13 protein-coding genes are annotated in these 16,941 nt (G+C 66.8%); 6 read left to right on the top strand and 7 right to left on the bottom strand.

The window, feature by feature from the left end:
• Nucleotides 1-60: 60 nt before the first annotated feature.
• From HLG70_RS00335 to pyk, 5 genes are all read left to right on the top strand, one after another.
• A complete protein-coding gene (locus HLG70_RS00335) occupies nucleotides 61-1,194 on the top strand; it encodes a LacI family DNA-binding transcriptional regulator (protein ID WP_213697151.1) in 1,134 nt (377 codons plus the stop codon).
• Nucleotides 1,195-1,299: 105 nt separating this feature from the next.
• Nucleotides 1,300-2,313 carry a phosphotransferase gene (locus tag HLG70_RS00330; protein WP_171667747.1) on the top strand — a complete coding sequence of 338 codons (1,014 nt, stop codon included), beginning with the start codon at nucleotides 1,300-1,302 and terminating at the stop codon, nucleotides 2,311-2,313.
• Nucleotides 2,310-3,587 (top strand): phosphopyruvate hydratase, encoded by a 1,278-nt coding sequence (gene eno, locus HLG70_RS00325; RefSeq protein ID WP_171667746.1) that lies wholly within the window; start codon nucleotides 2,310-2,312, stop codon nucleotides 3,585-3,587. The genes HLG70_RS00330 and eno overlap by 4 nt, the downstream gene beginning before the upstream one ends.
• Nucleotides 3,588-3,622: 35 nt before the next feature.
• Nucleotides 3,623-4,948 carry an MFS transporter gene (locus tag HLG70_RS00320; RefSeq protein ID WP_171667745.1) on the top strand — a complete coding sequence of 442 codons (1,326 nt, stop codon included), beginning with the start codon at nucleotides 3,623-3,625 and terminating at the stop codon, nucleotides 4,946-4,948.
• 7 nt (nucleotides 4,949-4,955) lie between these two features.
• Complete coding sequence (pyk, locus tag HLG70_RS00315; RefSeq protein ID WP_171667744.1) at nucleotides 4,956-6,380, top strand: pyruvate kinase; 1,425 nt, start codon at nucleotides 4,956-4,958, stop codon at nucleotides 6,378-6,380.
• Between the two features lie 28 nt (nucleotides 6,381-6,408).
• Here the strand turns inward: pyk and HLG70_RS00310 are convergent, their stop codons facing one another.
• The 6 genes from HLG70_RS00310 to HLG70_RS00285 all read right to left on the bottom strand — a co-directional run bounded on the left by HLG70_RS00310 (nucleotide 6,409) and on the right by HLG70_RS00285 (nucleotide 14,468).
• Nucleotides 6,409-7,800 (bottom strand): FAD-binding oxidoreductase, encoded by a 1,392-nt coding sequence (locus tag HLG70_RS00310; protein WP_171667743.1) that lies wholly within the window; start codon nucleotides 7,798-7,800, stop codon nucleotides 6,409-6,411.
• A gap of 216 nt (nucleotides 7,801-8,016) precedes the next feature.
• Entirely contained in the window at nucleotides 8,017-8,214 is a 198-nt protein-coding gene (locus HLG70_RS00305) for a hypothetical protein (RefSeq protein ID WP_171667742.1), read from the bottom strand.
• A gap of 488 nt (nucleotides 8,215-8,702) precedes the next feature.
• The gene (gene pdeM, locus HLG70_RS00300) at nucleotides 8,703-9,362 is read right to left on the bottom strand and encodes a ligase-associated DNA damage response endonuclease PdeM (protein ID WP_171667741.1); all 660 of its coding nucleotides are present in this window, start codon (nucleotides 9,360-9,362) and stop codon (nucleotides 8,703-8,705) included.
• Nucleotides 9,343-11,808 (bottom strand): ligase-associated DNA damage response DEXH box helicase, encoded by a 2,466-nt coding sequence (locus tag HLG70_RS00295; RefSeq protein ID WP_171667740.1) that lies wholly within the window; start codon nucleotides 11,806-11,808, stop codon nucleotides 9,343-9,345. Before HLG70_RS00295 ends, pdeM begins: the two co-directional genes overlap by 20 nt.
• On the bottom strand, nucleotides 11,805-13,409 hold the full coding sequence (locus HLG70_RS00290) for an ATP-dependent DNA ligase (RefSeq protein WP_171667739.1): 1,605 nt from the start codon (nucleotides 13,407-13,409) through the stop codon (nucleotides 11,805-11,807). Before HLG70_RS00290 ends, HLG70_RS00295 begins: the two co-directional genes overlap by 4 nt.
• A 54-nt stretch (nucleotides 13,410-13,463) precedes the next feature.
• Nucleotides 13,464-14,468: a ligase-associated DNA damage response exonuclease gene (locus tag HLG70_RS00285; RefSeq protein ID WP_171667738.1), complete on the bottom strand. Its 1,005-nt coding sequence runs from the start codon at nucleotides 14,466-14,468 to the stop codon at nucleotides 13,464-13,466.
• Nucleotides 14,469-14,608: 140 nt separating this feature from the next.
• On the opposite strand from HLG70_RS00285, the gene HLG70_RS00280 reads away from it, so the two are divergent.
• Nucleotides 14,609-16,033 (top strand): 3-deoxy-D-arabino-heptulosonate 7-phosphate synthase, encoded by a 1,425-nt coding sequence (locus HLG70_RS00280; protein ID WP_171667737.1) that lies wholly within the window; start codon nucleotides 14,609-14,611, stop codon nucleotides 16,031-16,033.
• Here the strand turns inward: HLG70_RS00280 and HLG70_RS00275 are convergent.
• Nucleotides 15,972-16,913, bottom strand: coding sequence for a LysR family transcriptional regulator (locus HLG70_RS00275; protein WP_171667736.1), 942 nt, complete (start codon nucleotides 16,911-16,913; stop codon nucleotides 15,972-15,974). The genes HLG70_RS00280 and HLG70_RS00275 overlap by 62 nt on opposite strands.
• Between the last annotated feature and the right edge of the window lie 28 nt (nucleotides 16,914-16,941).

The raw sequence follows: 16,941 nt of genomic DNA, 5'->3' as shown, positions 1-16,941 counted from the left end.
CAACGACGCAATTATTATGGGCGGTGATAGCATTTTTGCCGGCGCCCCCGCGGAAACGGCATGGCCGCGGGCGCCAAGGCGCGAACGCTGGCGCGACGGAATTCATGCGCGCCGTTCATGACCCGCTCTCGTATGGCAGTATGTGAACCCTTCAGCTACCACGGTTTTCAATCGGGCGACGTTCCCATGGTCACGATCAAGCACATCGCGGAGTCTCTAGGTCTTGCGCACACGACGGTATCGCGTGCGCTGAACGATCACCGCAGCATCAGCGCCGCGACCAAGGCCCGGGTCCGTGAAGAGGCGGAACGCCTGGGGTACATCCCCAATTCCGGCGCCCGCCTGATGCGAAACGGAGCCAGCCGGATTCTCGGCCTGATCGTGCCCGACGTCCAAAACGAATTTTTCAGCGCGGTGGCCCGGGCGCTGGCCAACGAATGCGCCCAGCTGGGATATCAGGTCGTGCTGGGGGTCTCGGAGGACGATCCTCAGCGCGAAGAAGAACACGTGCGCGCCCTGCTTGCCAGCCGCGCCTTGGGCGTAATGGTGGCGCCGTGTGGCCGCAGCACTGCGGCCACACGGCAGATGCTGGCCCGCTTGCCGCATGTTCAGCTGCTTCGTTTCGACAAGGATCTCGGCCCCTTGTCCGTGCGCGTCGCGGATGAACAAGCCTTGAATGCCGCCACGCGGCACCTGCTGGCACTGGGCCATCGCCACATCGCCTATATCGGGGCCGCCGCCGAACTCAGTACCGGCGGCGCGCGCCTGAACGGCTACCTGAACGCCATGCAAGCCGCCGGCGTGGCGCAAGATCCTGCCTGGATCCGGCTGGGCTCCACCCTGCCCGAGTTCGGCCGCCAGGCGGTCCTTGGACTGTTGACCGAGTGTCCGGGCATTACCGCGCTGATAGTCGCCAGCCCCCGCCAGTTATTGGGAGCCTTGAAGGGATTGCGCGAAGCGCAGGTTGCCGTGCCCGGGCACTTGTCGCTTCTGGGTTATGGCGACACCGAATGGTTTGAAGTCAGCGACCCCGCCATCACCGGCATGGCGCTGCCCGTTCACGACATGAGTGCGCACGCCACCCGGCTTATGTTCAGCGCGCTTCGAGAGCCGCACTTCACCGAAGCCGCCGCCATCTTTGAACCGCAGCTCGTCACGCGCGAGTCGACGGGCCCGGTCCGCCGAAAAATCTAAGTGAAAACCCTGAAGCAAAATCGCTCGCACGTTTACGCACACGTGTGCATAATCTGCCGGCGACGCCTTGGGACGAGCCGCTACTTACCGAGAAAGAGACTAACCATGGAATTCGTGGACCTGACGCAGACCCCTGCCGAGCTACAGCAATTGCTCGTGAAACTGGGTTTGGCAAAGACCGGGGAAACACCGGTGATCACCCCGCTGACGGGAGGCGTGTCCTCCGGCATTTACAGGATTGAGCTGGCCTCCGGAACTTATTGCCTGAAGCAGGCCTTGCCCCAACTCAAAGTGGCCAAGGAATGGCTGGTGCCGGTGGACCGCGTGTTCGCTGAGATTGACTGGTTGAACACGGCGGCCACCGTGGTGCCGGGGAATGTGCCGCGCGTCCTGGGGCAGGACGCCGCGTCCAAGTGCTTCGTCATGGAGTATCTGGCGGGCGACTACACAAATTGGAAAACCGCCCTGCTCGCCGGCCAGGTCGATGCCGGGGTGGCCCGGCAAGTCGGCGACGTGCTGGGCCGCATCCACCAGGCCACGGCCGGCGACGAGGTCCTCCGGACTCGATTCGCCACGGACGAGAATTTCTATGCGATTCGTCTGGAGCCCTATCTGGTCGAGACCGCGCGGGTGCACCCGGCATTGGCCACGCGCCTGCTCGATCTCGTCAAGTTGACGCAAAGCAACCGGAAGGTCCTGGTGCATGGCGACGTCAGCCCCAAGAACATCATGGTGGGCGCGGCTGGCCCGGTGTTGCTGGACGCCGAATGCGCCTGGTACGGCGAACCTGCATTCGATGTGGCGTTCTGCCTGAATCACCTGCTCTTGAAAGCCGCCTGGATGCCGCAGCACCTCGGCGCGCTGATGCAGGCCTTCCAGGCGCTCGTGGATGCCTATTTCTCCCATGCGGATTTCGAATCGCCGCGCGCGCTTGAGCAGCGCGTGGCCCATTTGCTGCCCGCCCTGACGCTGGCCCGCATCGACGGCAAATCGCCGGCCGAATATCTGAATGACAACGCCCGCGGCCGCATTCGCGCAGCGGCTATCTCCCTACTTCAATCGCCCGCGGATCAGCTCAGCCAGATCCGCGATCACTGGACCAAGGAATTTTCCCTATGACCGTCATTAGCAACGTAAAGGCCCGCCGCATTTGGGACTCGCGCGGGCGCCCTACCGTTGAAGTCGAGATCACCACCGCATCAGGCAGTTCCGGCCGCGGCATCGCCCCCGCAGGCGCATCGCGCGGCTCGCGTGAAGCCGTCGAGTTACGCGATGGCGGTACGCGCCTGGGCGGGCTCGACGTGATGCAAGCTGTCGCCGGCGTAAACCGGGAAATCGCCCCTATCCTGATCGGACGCGAGGTCAGCGACCAGGCGGGGATCGATGCCGCCCTGATTGCACTGGACGGGACCGCCACGAAATCGCGCCTGGGCGGAAATGCGCTGATCGCCACCTCGCTGGCGGTCCTGCATGCGGCCGCCGCGGATGCGAACCAGCCGCTATGGCGGTATCTCGCCGGTTCGCAGGCGACTCATCTGCCCTTGCCTCAAGTCCAGATATTCGGGGGAGGCGCGCATGCGGGCCGGCGCGTCGATGTGCAGGATTTCATGATCATCGCGACCGGCGCCCAACGCTTCGAACAGGCAATGGAGATGACCGCCGAAGTGTATCGGGCCGCCGGGGAACTGATGGTGGCGCGTAGCGGGCAGGCCGGAATCGCCGACGAAGGCGGATGGTGGCCCAACTTCGCCCGCAACGAGGACGCCTTGGACACCCTGGTCGCCGCGATCGAGAAAGCCGGCTTCGAACCCGGCCGGGATGTGTCCATTGCGCTGGATATCGCAGCCTCGGAATTTGGCCGCAACGGGCAGTATCAACTCGCGCTGGAAGGCCAATCCCTGGACTCGGACGGCCTGTGCGAAAAGCTCCTGGGTTGGATCGGCAAATATCCCATCGTCTCGATCGAAGATCCTCTGGCCGAGGATGACGAGCGCGGGCTGATCGCGTTCACCAAGGCGGCAGGCGACAAAGTCCAGGTGGTTGGCGACGACTATCTGGTGACGAACGCCGAGCGCGTCACGCAAGCAGCCTCCAAGGGGGCCTGCAACACCGTCCTGATCAAGCCGAACCAGGCCGGCACGGTCACCGAAACGCGCGCGGCGCTGGATGCCGCCAGGCACGCCGGATTTCGCACCATCGTGTCCGCCCGGTCGGGGGAGACCGAAGACGTCGCGATCGTCCATCTGGCCACGGGCTGGAACGCGGGCCAATTGAAGGTCGGTTCATTTGCCCGCTCGGAGCGCATGGCGAAATGGAACGAGGGCATCCGCCTTGAGACCGGCGATGACCGCCCCGGCGACTTCATCGGCGCAGCCGCCCTTGCGGGCCGCTAAGGCCCGGACCACTAAAACAACATCGGAGACATGCAATGAGCGTTGGTCACACCCTGGCGGGACGCCCGCCCATCGATAGCGGCAGCGAGCGCGAGCAGATCGTCGAGCGCGCCTTGAAAAAGGTCACTTGGCGGTTGATTCCGTTCTTGTTCGTCTGCTACTTCTTTGCCTATCTCGACCGGGTCAATGTCGGCTTTGCCAAGCTGCAGATGTCCAACGCGCTTTCGTTCAGCGAGGCGATATACGGCCTGGGCGCGGGGATCTTCTTCATCGGCTACTTCCTGTTCGAGGTGCCGAGCAACATGATCCTGCACCGCGTGGGCGCCAGGAGGTGGATCGCCCGCATCATGATTTCCTGGGGCCTGATCTCGGCCGCCATGATGTTTGTGCAAACGCCGGCCGCGTTCTATGTGCTGCGGTTTCTGCTCGGCGTGGCGGAGGCGGGATTCTTCCCTGGCATCATTCTGTACCTGACCTACTGGTTCCCCGCCGCCAGGCGCGGCCGGATCACCGCGCTGTTCATGGCCGCCATTCCGGTGTCTGGCATCATCGGCGGTCCTTTGTCCGGCTGGATCCTGGATCATTTCGACGGCAGCATGGGCATGGACGGCTGGCAATGGCTGTTCCTGCTCGAGGGCCTGCCTACGGTCTTTATCGGCATATCCGTCCTGTTTGTGCTGACAGATCGCGTGAACGACGCCACGTGGCTTACCGGCGACGAAAAGCAGGCCCTGACCGAGACCTTGAACGCCGAGGCCAACACCCAGGAACAAAACAGCTTCGTGCTGGCGCTGAAAGACCGCCGCGTCTGGACGCTGTGCATGATCTACTTCTGCATCCAGATGGGTGTCTACGCCATCAGCTTCTGGCTGCCCACCCTTATCAAGGCCAGCGGCATCGAGTCCAGCACGGCCATTGGCCTGGTCAGCGCCGTGCCCTACATCGCGGCCGCCATCACCATGCTGATCATCGGCTATTCCGCGGATCGCAAACGCGAACGCCGCTGGCACCTGATCGTTCCGGTGTTGATGGCGGGCATAGGCGTGATGGGCGCGGCCTACTTCCCGCCGACCAGCATGCTTGCCTTGGCCTCATTGACCCTGGCCACGATGGGCTTCTTCACGGCGTTGCCCATGTTCTGGCCGCTGCCTTCCGCGTTCCTGGGCGGCATGGCGGCGGCAGGTGGGCTCGCGATGATCAACTCCTTCGGCAATCTGGCGGGGTTTGTCAGTCCCTACCTGGTGGGGTGGGTACGGACCTCGACGGGCTCGGCCGGCATGGCCCTGTATATTCTGGCTGGCATCGCGCTGATCGGCGCCGTGCTTATCCTCACCATACCGGCACGTTCGGTCAATCGTTAAGACTCACATGAAGCGCAACCGCAAAGCCAAGATCGTCGCCACGCTGGGCCCCTCCTCTTCTTCGCCGGAAATGATCAAGGCGCTGTTCGAGGCCGGCGTGGACGTGTTCCGCCTGAACTTCAGTCATGGCTCTCACGATGATCATCGTCAACGCTTTGATGTGATCCGTTCCCTGGAAGCCGCCTACAACCGGCCGACCACCGTGTTGCTTGATTTGCAGGGGCCCAAGCTGCGGATCGGGCAGTTCCAGGCAGGATCGGTGACGCTGGTGGCGGGGCAGTCGTTCCGCCTGGATCAGGACCCGGCCCCGGGAACGAACCAGCGCGTGGAACTGCCGCATCCGGAGATCTACCTGGCCAATATGGGCCCCGGCGCATCCTTGCTGCTCGACGATGGCCGCGTGAGGCTGGAGGTAATCGCCAGCACGCCATCCCATATCGACACGCGAGTCGTGGTCGGGGGCATGTTGAGCGCGCGTAAAGGCGTCAACGTGCCCGACACCATCCTGCCGCTCAGCCCGCTGACCGCCAAGGACATCGCCGATCTCGAATTCGGCCTGTCCCTGGGAGTGGACTGGATTGCGCTGTCGTTCGTGCAACGCGCAAGCGATATCGAGGACCTGCGCGCCCGCGTCGGCGGCCGCGCCTGGCTGATCGCCAAGATCGAGAAACCCAAGGCGCTGGAGAGCATCGGGGAGATCGTCCAGGCCGCCGACGCCATCATGGTGGCCCGTGGCGACCTGGGCGTGGAACTGCCTCCTCAGAAGGTGCCTGTCGCGCAGCGCGCCATCATCCGCGAATGCCGTCAGCGGGGCCGGCCGGTCATCGTGGCGACCCAAATGCTGGAGTCCATGATATCCGCGCCCATCCCCACGCGGGCCGAGGCCTCGGACGTCGCCACCGCCATCTATGAAGGTGCGGACGCCGTCATGCTGTCGGGCGAAACCGCGATGGGCGCGCACCCGCTGGAAGCCGTGTCCATCATGGCCCATATCATCGCCGAGGTGGAATCAGACACGACTCATCTGTCGGCACAGGATGCCGTTCAGCCGATGACAAGCGCCACCCCCAGCATCGCGGACGCCCTCGCCCTGTCTCTGCGCGAGGTCGCCCGCGCCTTGGCCATCCCGTGCGCCGTGACCTACACGGACTCTGGCGCCACCTGCCTGAGCGCCGCGCGTGAAAGGTTGCGCTCCGATATCCTGGCGCTGACCCCGAAGCGCACCACGGCACGCCGATTGGGCCTGGTCTGGGGCACGCATTGCGTACAGACGCAGGGTGTCGAAAGCGTAGACGAAATGACAGACACCGCCTGCGCCATCGCACGCGCCGAAGGACTGGCCACATCCGGCGATACCATCTCCATTACCGCCGGCCTGCCCTTTGGCGAGGCCGGCACCACGAATCTGCTCCGCATGGTCAAGCTTGCCTGAAACGCGATGCCCGTGACTTCCCGGCCCCTCAGGGCGCAGCCGGCCTGATGTTCTGGTTGTGCCGGAACAGGTTCTGCGGATCGTACCGGGTCTTCACCTGGACCAGCCGGTCAAAGTTCGCCCCGTAGGCCGCGCCTACCCGGCCGGTCTCTTCCTGGGTCAGGAAGTTCACATAAACCCCTCCTTGCGAATAAGGCTCCGTGGCCCGGAAGATTTCCCGCGCCCATGCGATGCAGCGGTCATCGTCCTTGGGATCGTCCCAACGCCCATGCACATTCATGGCGAACTGCGCCGAGCGGTGCGGATACGCGGTTGTGGGAACCGGGGTGCGCGTCGGGGCGCCGCCGATGTGGCCGAAGAAGATCTCGCACTGCGGCGACGGCACGCTCTCCACCGCGGCGATCACGGCGTCGATCAAGCCGTCCTGCAGCGATTCAAGATTGTGCGATTTCCAGTAGTTGCGCGACCCCGGCGTCAGCAAGGGATCGAAGGCCTTCTGCCAGGCCGCATAGGGCATGGGACCCAGATGCTCGCCGTACGGCTTGCCCAGCGCCCGCACCACCTCGACGGCGTCGGGTCCCTTCTCCACGGCTCCGGTATAGCAGACGGCGAACGCAACGATAGGCTTGCCATGCGCGGATTCCGGCAGGAACGGCAGCGGCGGCGCCTGTCTGAGCACGGCCCATACCGTCAGTTCTTCGGGCATGGTCCGCAGCGCCTCGCGATACTTCACAAGTGCCTCCCTGCCCTGTTCCAGCGGCAGCACCACCAGCCCCCCGAATACCTCCGGCCCCACGGGATGCAGCTGGAATTCGAACATGGTGACCACGCCGAAATTCCCGCCCCCGCCCCGGATCGCCCAGAACAGGTCTTCATTTTCCTGTTCGCTGGCGTGCAGGAACTGGCCGTCCGCGGTGACGACATCCGCCGACAACAGATTGTCGACGGTGAGGCCGAACCGGCGGCTGAGCCAGCCGAAGCCCCCGCCCAAAGTCAGGCCGGCGACGCCGGTCGTCGAATTGATGCCTAAGGGCACCGCCAGGCCGAACGCCTGCGCTTCGTGGTCAAGATCGGCCAGCGTGGCGCCAGGCTCCACATAGGCCCTGGCGAGCCCGGGGTCGATCCGCACCGACTTCATCGGCGCAAGGTCTATCATCATCCCGTCATCGCAAACGGCGGTGCCGGCAATGTTGTGGCCGCCGCCGCGCACCGAAATCAACAACTTGTTCTCGCGTCCGAAATCCACCGCCTTGCGCACATCGGAAACCCCTGCGCACCGCACGATGACGGCGGGCCGGCGGTCAACCATGGCATTCCAGATTTTCCGGGCATCGTCGTAGCCGGCATCGCCGGGCGCCAGGACCTGGCCTCTTACCGAGGCGCTCAATGCTTCGAGGGCGCCACTGGACAGTTTGTTCATCACACACCTCCTTGAAGGTGATGCTTCCAAACAACGTCTACAGCAAGCCGTCTATCTCTTGGGGCGCGACATGGGATACGCCTCCTGGGGAAGGGGCCATGACCCTGAGCACCGATGCCCGGCAGACGCCGCGCGGGGTGAGGCGGCAAACGCCCATTTCGCGTGCCGGAGCGTGCGTGATCAGAAAGTATAGGTCTTTCAGCCGCCGATGGAGGCTCAGGGTTTGCTCCGGGCGCCCTGGCCCCGGTTGCGCTGGCTCTGCTGATCCTGCCCGGTGCCTATCTGGGACACATGGCCCTCTTTTTTGGTGCGATTCTGCGTGTCGCGATGGCTTGCTTGCGTGCTGCGGGGCGTATCGTCCTCGCTCCTGTCCGGCGTGTTCCTGGCCGGCGCGTTTTCCTTGGACTTGGTCATGGCGTGGCTCCTGTTTCAAGGGGATCCGAAACTCCCAGCAAACCGTGTTCCCGCTCGTCTGCTGCATCTCGACTAGGGCCGATTCACTGAAAGGCGGATAGGCCAATCCTGGCGTGGGTGCTAAGAATAGAAGCCATGCGACCGTGACTGCGCCTCAAGGCCAGAATCGCCGCATCCGGCACAAAAAGCATGACATTCAGGAGAAGAAAATGGCTTCGGGATCAAGGCTGTCCGACGTAATCGTAAAGCTCCCTGATCGTTCAACCTGCCGCATCGAACGGCGTTTGATTGCAAAGAGGAGCCAGGATGTCTCCTCCGTGCCCAAGTACGTGTGCACACTGCCGACCGGGGAACCCGTCACCTGGCTGGGAGGAGGCAAGTACCGCCTTCCCTGCGGCTCGGTGGCCGTCGCCGTCGCGCATAAGCCGCCTGAAAGCTGACGCACGCTATCCATCGTTGTCCGGCCTTGCCGTGGTGCGCTGGCAAAGCTACCTCCATCCGACGGGCAGCGCCGCGCCTTCCACGCACGCCACCAGCGCATCTCCCTGCCCGGCGCCAACGAGGTGCCCGCCGGTGAAATCGGAGAAAGCCGGCAACACGGTGATCTCCGGCCGCAGCCAGAACGCAGGCCAGCTGCGCGGCACGCCCGGCACGCGGGTCTTGGGATGGACGTGACCCGCGATCACATGGCGGCCCTGCGGATCCGTGCGCGGCAGATGGCGGAACAGAAAGGGACCATCGCCACGCGCGTCGCCCAGCTGGCGCACGCCCAGGGCCTCGCCGTCCAGGGCGCGGTCGTGATTGCCGGTGAGGACCGCGACATCCAGTCCGGCATGCTCCCGCCGCCAGTCAACCCAGGCATCGCGCCAGGCGGCCCGCGACGCGGGGCCGTGCAGCACATCGCCTACGATCCATAGTTCCCGCGCCGCGGTCGCCGCCACCAGATCCGCCAGGCGTCGAAGGTCATCCCGCGTGGCGCCGCGCGGCACCGCGATGCCGGCCTGGCGAAACACATGGCTTTTTCCCAGATGCAGGTCCGCGATGATCAGCCGCGATCGCGCGGGCCAATGCATGGCGCGCGCGCCCAGCAGGACCACGGGCTCGCCGGCCAGCGCGACGGCAAGCCCCTCATCCGGTGATCCGGGCATAGCGCTTCTCCAGTTGCGCGGCGGCGCGCTTGACGCGGGCCTGCCAGGTTTCCGTGCTGAGCTGTCCGCGCAGGCTTTCCGTCCACAGCGGAAACGAAAGAGGCGTCAGCGCGCGGGGTTCGCACAGCGCCAGCTCCCGGTTCCGGCAGTCCTGCAGCGCCGCCATCAGGCGCGGGGCTTCAAGCTGCAACTCGAAGACCTCCCGCTCGGCCTGCGCCAGCAGCAGATGATCCGGATCGTAGCGGCGCAGCACATCGTAGAGCAGGCCGCTGGAAGCCTGCACCTGGCGCAGCGAGCGCGCCGCCCTGCCCGGCAGCGAAGGCGTCAGCAGGCCGGCGACGCGCGCGATTTCCCGGAACTGCCGGCGCGCCAGCTCGCCCAGGTTGACGCCGTCGCGCAGGTCGTCGGCCATGCGCTCCGGGCTCATGAGTTGCCGCAGCAGCGCGCCGTCCAATGCGGCGGGTTGCGCCAACGTCAGCATCAGGCCGTAGTCATTGACGGTGTAGGAAAACGTGTTCGGCTGGCGCCTGCCCCAGCGCAGCGCGATCATCGCGGCCATGCCTTCGTGGACGGCGCGGCCGGCGAAGGGAAACAGGAACAAGTGCAGGCCGCGCCGCGTGCCGATCCGCTCGGCCACCAGCCGTCCGCGGTCTGGCAGGCTGCTGGCCTGCTGCTGTATCCGCAGCAGCGGTTCCACGGCACGCATTTCCGGATGCGGGCCGGGATGCGCATAAAGGCCCTCCACTTCGCTGGCCAATTGCGTGGACAAGGGCATGCGTCCGCCCTGCCAGGTCGCGACCGGCCCGTCGCCGCCCTTGGACCGCCGCACATAGGCGGTCATGCCCTCCAGCCTCACCAGCTCCAGCGCTCGGCCCGCGAACTGGAAGCGGTCGCCCGGGCGCAGGCGCGCCAGGAAGCCTTCTTCCACCGAGCCCAGGCTTCCTCCACGCAGGTACCTCACAGCCACGGCGCCGTCGGCGGTGATGGTTCCGATCGACAGGCGATGACGCAACGCGATGCGGCGGTCATGCACGCGGTAACAGCCATCGTCATCGCGCACGACGCGGTGAAAGTCCGGGTACTGCGCCAATGCGCGGCCGCCCTGCACGATGAAATCCAGCACGGTTTGCCACGTGCCGGCCTCAAGCGCCGCATAGGCATGCGTGCCACGCAGCTCCCGATACAGCGCGTCCGCGTCGAATCCGCCGCCCAGCGCCAGCGTCACGGCATGCTGCGCCAGCACATCCAGGCTGCCGGTCGGCGGTCGCCTGGATTCGATCTCGCCGCGCGCGATCGCCTGGCGGGCCGCGGCATACTCGATCAGTTCCAGCGCCTGCGCCGGCACACAGATGACGTGGCCGGACTCGCCCGGCCGATGCCTGGCGCGGCCGGCGCGTTGCAGCAGGCGGGCAACGCCTTTGGGGCTGCCGATCTGCAACACCTGGTCCACGGCGGGAAAGTCCACGCCCAGATCAAGGCTGGACGTGGCCACCACGCAGCGGATGGCGCCATCGCGCAGGCCCTGCTCGGCCGCGGCCCGCAGCCGGGGATCCAGCGAGCCATGGTGCAGCGCCAGCGTGGCCAGGTCTTCGGGCCAGATCGATTCCAATGCGCGATGCCACAGCTCGGCCTGCGCGCGGGTGTTCGTGAACAGCAGGCTGGCGCGCACATCGAAGATGCGCTTGAAGACTCGCGGCAATTGGGACAGGCCCAGATGCCCGGCCCATGGCAATGCGCCGCTGCGCTCGGGCAAGAGGGTCGTGACCTGCACCTTGCGCGGCCGCGCGCCCGCGACCAGCGGACTGTCCGGCGCATGCGGCAGCAGCACCGCGCGCGCTTCCTCCAGATTGCCCAGCGTGGCGGACAGGCCCCAGGTCCGCGCCTGTGGCGACAGGCGCCGCAGCCGCGCCAGGCACAGCTGCAGCAGCACGCCGCGCTTGTTGCCCAGCAGTTCATGCCACTCGTCCACCACGATGCAGCGCAGCGCGCGAAAACGCGCGGACGCGTCCGGATACGACAGCAGCAGCGCCAGGGACTCGGGCGTGATCACCAGCACCTGCGCCTTGCCCTGGCGGGCCAGTCGCTTGTCGCGCGCGCTGGCGTCCCCCGTGCGCAATGCGACCGTCCATGCGACATCCAGGTCGCCGGCGGTTTGCGCCAGCGCCCGCGCCGTGTCGGCGGCCAGCGCCCGCAGCGGCGTCACCCACAGCACGCGCGGCCCCTCGCCTGCCGGCGCGCACGCCGTCGCATCGGCGGCCAGCGCTTCCAGCAATGGGCCGCCGAAGGCCGCCAGGGTCTTGCCGCTGCCGGTCGGCGTATGCAGCAGGCCCGAATCGCCCGCCAGATACCGCCGCCAGGTCTCGCGCTGGAATGGCGCGGGCTTCCAGCCCCGCGCCGCGAACCACCGCGCCAGCGGCGCGTCCCGGCCGCGGGGCGCGCCGCTCATCGCGCCAGCGCCTTCAGTGTGTCCAGCTGGTCGGCCTGCTCGGCCGGCTTGTCATGCCGCCAGCGCAGGATGCGCGGAAAGCGCACCGCCACGCCGGACTTGTGCCGCTTCGACAGGTTGACGCCCTCGAAGCCCAGCTCGAACACCTGCACCGGATCGACCGAGCGCACCGGGCCGAAACGCTCCCGCGTGTGCGCCCGCAGCCAGCGGTCCAATTCCAGGATCTCTTTGTCGTCCAGCCCGGAATAGGCCTTGGCGACGGGCACCAGCGCATCGCCTTGCCACAGGCCGAAGGTGTAGTCGGTATAGAGCGTGCTGCGGCGACCGTGGCCGGATTGCGCATACAGCAGCACGGCGTCCACGGTAAGAGGATCGATCTTCCACTTCCACCAGTCTCCGCGCCGGCGGCCGCTTTGGTAGGCGGCGCTGCGGCGTTTGAGCATGAAGCCCTCCACCCCGCGCTCGCGCGACTCCGCGCGCAACGCCCGCGCGTCTTCCCAATTGGCCGGCGCCACGACCGGCGACAGCCGCAGGCGCGGGTCGGGATGCCGCCGCAGCAGCGCCTCCAACTGGTTGCGCCGTTCTGCTTGCGGCAGGTCGCGCAAGTCGGCTCCGTTCAACTCCAGCAAGTCATAGGCCAGCATCCGCACCGGCGCCTCGGCCAGCCACTTGGGACCCGGCTTCAGGCGCTGGATGCGGGTCTGCAGGGCGGAGAACGACATCGGACCGGACGTGTCGTCCTGCCAGGCCAGCAGTTCCCCGTCCAGCACGCAATCCCTATCCAGCGCGGCGGCGGCGGCCTCGACTTCGGGAAAGCGTCCGTCCAGGCGTTCTTCGCCCCTGGACCAGAGCGCGACTTCCCCGCGGCGCCGGATCAGCTGCGCGCGGATGCCGTCCCACTTCCATTCGAGCAGCCAGTCTTCTATGGCGCCGAGTCCGGCCAGGTCGCCTTCCAGCGGCGAAGCCAGGAAGAAGGGATACGGCTGCTGGCGGTCGCCAGGGAGTTCTTGCGCGCTGAGCAGATCGCGCAGGAATGCGGGACTGGGCGTCCATGCGCCCAGCATGCGCTGCGCGATCCGCGCGATCGGCACTCCCGACATTTCCGCCAGCGCCTGCTGCACCATGCGCTGCGACACCCCGACGCGCAGCGCGCCGGTCAGCAGTTTGTTGAAGACCAGGCGTTCATCGAAGGGCAGGCCCAGCCAGGCCGCCACGACCACCTCGCGGCGCTCGGCTTCGTCGCGATTGGCGACCGGCACCAGGACCTCTTCGATCCAGTCCGCCAGGCCGCGTTCAGGCGCCGCCTGCCGCGGGTCCGGAACCAGCAGCGCCAGGGTCTCGGCCAGGTCGCCCACCTGGTCGTAGCTGGCGTCCACCAGCCAGGGCGCGGTGTCCGATGCCATCGCGGCCCAGGCTCGCAGTTCGCCCACCGCCGCAATCTTCCGGCGAGCGCTGGTGACTTTGCCGCCCGCCAGCAGATACAGCGCCCAGACGGCATCGCGCGGCGGCGCATCGCGAAAGTACGCGACCAGCGCCGCACGCTTGTCCAAGGTGGCGGTGCTGCGGTCCAGCTCCTGATACAAGGCCGCGAATCGCTTCATGCTTCGGTCCGTCTCCCAGGGCCTGCGCGAGGCTCCTTTCAGTGTGTACAGGCCCTAGTCGTCCTCGCCGTACTGCGTGGCCAAGGTTTCGGCGGCCACGCCGGCTTCGTTCAGCGTGCGCACCAGCGCGTCGGTGTCGCCGTGCGTGGCGATCACGCGGCGCGCTCCGGTCTCGCGGATCGTGCGCAGCAGGTCGGGCCAGTCCGCGTGGTCGGAGACGACAAAGCCGCGATCCATGTTGCGCCGGCGCCGGTTGCCGCGCAGCCGCATCCAGCCAGAGGCGAATCCGTGCTGCGCCTTGCGGAACCGGCGCAGCCACGCGCTGCCGGCCGCCGACGGCGGCGCCAGGATCAATTCCCCAGCAAATCCCGTACCCGGCGCCGCGGGCGCGCCGTCCGCGTCAATGACCAGCCGGGTGTCGGCCATGACGATGCCCGCGCGCCGATATACCTCCACGCCCGCCGCGATGGCGCCATGCAGATAAACCGGCCGGTCCATGAACGGCTTCAGTTCCGCCAGCAACCGCTGCGCCTTGCCCAGCGCATAGCAATACAAGATGGCGGCCTCGCCTCGCGCGGCGCAATGATCGCGCCATTGCACAATGTCCTGCGCCACGTCGGCGGCGCTCGGCCACCGGTAGATCGGCAGGCCAAAGGTGGCCTCGGTGATGAAGGTATCGCAGGCGACGACCTCGAAGGGGCTGCAGGTGGGATCGGGCTGGCGCTTGTAGTCTCCGGAGACTACCCAGACCTGACCTTCGGCCTCGATGCGGACCTGGGCCGACCCCAGGACGTGACCCGCCGGATGCAGGGACACGCGGGCCTCCCCCAGCGTGAAGGCCTGACCATAGTCATGGACGCGGTAGTCCTGCGCCCCCAGGCGCCACTGCAGGATGGGTAGCCCTTCCGCGCTGGTGTGATAGCAGCCCATGCCCGCACGGGCATGGTCGCCGTGGCCGTGGGTCAGGACGGCCACGTCCACCGGTTGCCAGGGATCTATGTGGAACCGCCCGGCCGGGCAATACAGGCCTTCCGGACGCAATTGCACGATGTCGCGCATGGCTCGCTCCCGATACGGCGCGGCGCAGGAAATGTCGAAGCCGCATTGCATTCCTTATAACGCGAAGGCCGGTAGTGCCGAAACCTTGCGTAAAGGAGAAAATAGGCGCTGGCGGCGATCGCCAGCCCACCGGATTCCTGATGCCCCAGCCCTCGATGCCTTCCTTGCTCGACCAGACATTGCGCGCCGTCGCGCGCCGCTATCGCTTGCCCGCGATTCCGGCCGCCGGGGCCGCACAATCCGATCCGGCAACGGCGCTCGCGCTCGCGATCGAGCAGGCCCGCAAGGATGTGGCCGGCGGCGTGATGCCGGACGCGGCGTCCAGGCGCTTTTTCGTGGAAGCGCTCGCGCGCCTGATTCACGACGCCATGCGCGCGGAGCGCGGCGATCCCGTCTTTCAGGCCATGGTCCTGCGGCACCGCGTGCCGCGCGTGCGCGAGCATGCTTCGCTCTGCGCGCATGCCGATCAGGATCGCCGCGAGGTCCGCGCCGCCATCAACGCAATCGCCCATCCCGGCAAACAGCAGCGCATGCCGCCAGGCCCGCAAAGCGAGGCATTGGCGCAACTGCACGCCGCAGCGGACACGGCATCCTGGCCCGCGCTTTCGGACAGCGCGCGGCGCATTGCCGCGATGCCGGAGTTGTCCGCCGAATCGCCGCTCAGGCGCGGCCTGGCGCGATTGCTGGACGGCCCCGCGCTGGCGCGCCTGATGCGTCTGCACGACTTGGCGTCGGATGAACTCGTGCAGCAGTATCAATCGCTGTGGGACCGGCAAGGTCCGCAGTCCGGCAGCCCCGAAGCCGCCGAGCAAAGCTCGGCGGCACGGCAGCGAGGCGCCGCGGTCGAGGCATTGACCGCGCAGGCGCTCGAAGCACTCGCCCGTGCCCTTGGCGAGGAAACCGGTCATGCATACCGGGTGGTGACCTCGATGCGCGTACCCGCGGCCATACCCGGCAGCGCCGACCGCGCCAAGACCGAGTGGGACGCGGTGCTGCTGCGGCAAGCGTTCATCGCCGATGCCGCGCCGGTCTGGGATGTTTGCCTGCTGGCGGAAGCAAAGGCGTCCGCCGTCGCGGCAGCCACCGACCTGCCGCGTCTGCTGCGCGGCATGCGCCTGCTGGCGCAGGCGGACGAACAGGTCGTCTATCCGTTTGCCTGCGAGCAGGGCACGGTGCGCCTGAACGGCGCATCGCTAAAGGCGCTGAGGACCGACGAAGCCAGCCTGGCCGCCACGGTGCTCTATTGCTGCGATGCGCCCGCCGATGCCGCTCCGCGGCTGCTCGCCGCGCCCTGCCGGATGCAGCTCCTGTCCGCGCAAGCCAGCCTGGAGTTCGCCAGCCGCCTGGCCGACGGGCAAGCTGCCGATGCCCGGGACCTTGAGCCCGTATGGCTGCAATTGCTGGAATCCCCGCGTTGGGCGGCCGTGCTTGAGCAGTACCAGGCGCTGCGGCTCGGCCGCAAGCTGATGGTGCATACGGAAGACCTGTTGGCCGCCGTCGATGTCAGCCAACGCGGGCGTCCCTGCCCCAGTCCCGCAGATGCCGCTCGATGTGCTCGCGAATGAAGTCGGCCAGCACGCGCGTCGCCATGGACGGAAAGCGGTTGGGTGCGGTAAGCAGGTAAATAGCGTCGCCGACCCCTTCGGGTTCGAACTCGGGCAGCACCTCCAGCAGGTCCCGGTCGCGTAACTGGCTCCATACCGCGTAGCGGGGCAGCAAGGCCACGCCCAGCCCCGCCACGACGGCGTCCCGCAGAAACGGATAGTCGCCCGATTGCAGCCTGGGCGCGACGCGCAGGATGAGCGGGTCTCCGTGCTCCTGCTTGAGGCGCAGGTCAAAGCGGCGGCCCAGGGACTGCGGCGCAATCAGATCGCATCGTCCCAAGTGCTCCATCTTTTGCACCGGCCCGTTGTCCGCCAGGAATGCCGGCGAGGCGCACAGGCACCACTGGATTCCGCATACGCGGCGCGCAACATGATCCTCGGGCGGCGAGGAGGTGATTTTCAGCGCGAGATCGACCTCGGCGGAGATCAGGTCCCCGATGCCGTCGTTGATATGCACGCGCAGCGAAATATCGGGATGGGTGCGCGCGAAGTCGAGCAGAACGGGCGCCAGATACAGATGGCCCAGGCCTGTCGGCAGGCGGATGCGCACATCGCCCCTGACGGCTCCGTCCAGGCTGTCGATGGCGGCCTGCACCGCGCGCATTTCATCGAGCAGGCGGATGCCGTGCTGGTAGAGCAGTTGGCCGGCCTGCGTCAGCTCCACGTGCCGCGTGGTCCGCCGGAAGAGCTGCGCGCCCAGATCCAGTTCAAGCCGCTTTAGCCGGTGAGACATGTTCGAACGCGTCATGCCGCAACGCAGGGCAGCGGCGCTCAGATTGCGCGACTCCACCATTGCCACGAACAGTCTGACCAGGTTCAGGTCCGGCATATTGTCAATCATGATTCACCATTCAAGGCACAAACCGGTG

The sequence above is a fragment of the Achromobacter deleyi genome, assembly GCF_013116765.2.
GTDB classification, from domain to species: Bacteria; Pseudomonadota; Gammaproteobacteria; order Burkholderiales; family Burkholderiaceae_B; genus Achromobacter; species Achromobacter deleyi_A.
This window is presented reverse-complemented; position numbering and strand designations above follow the sequence as displayed.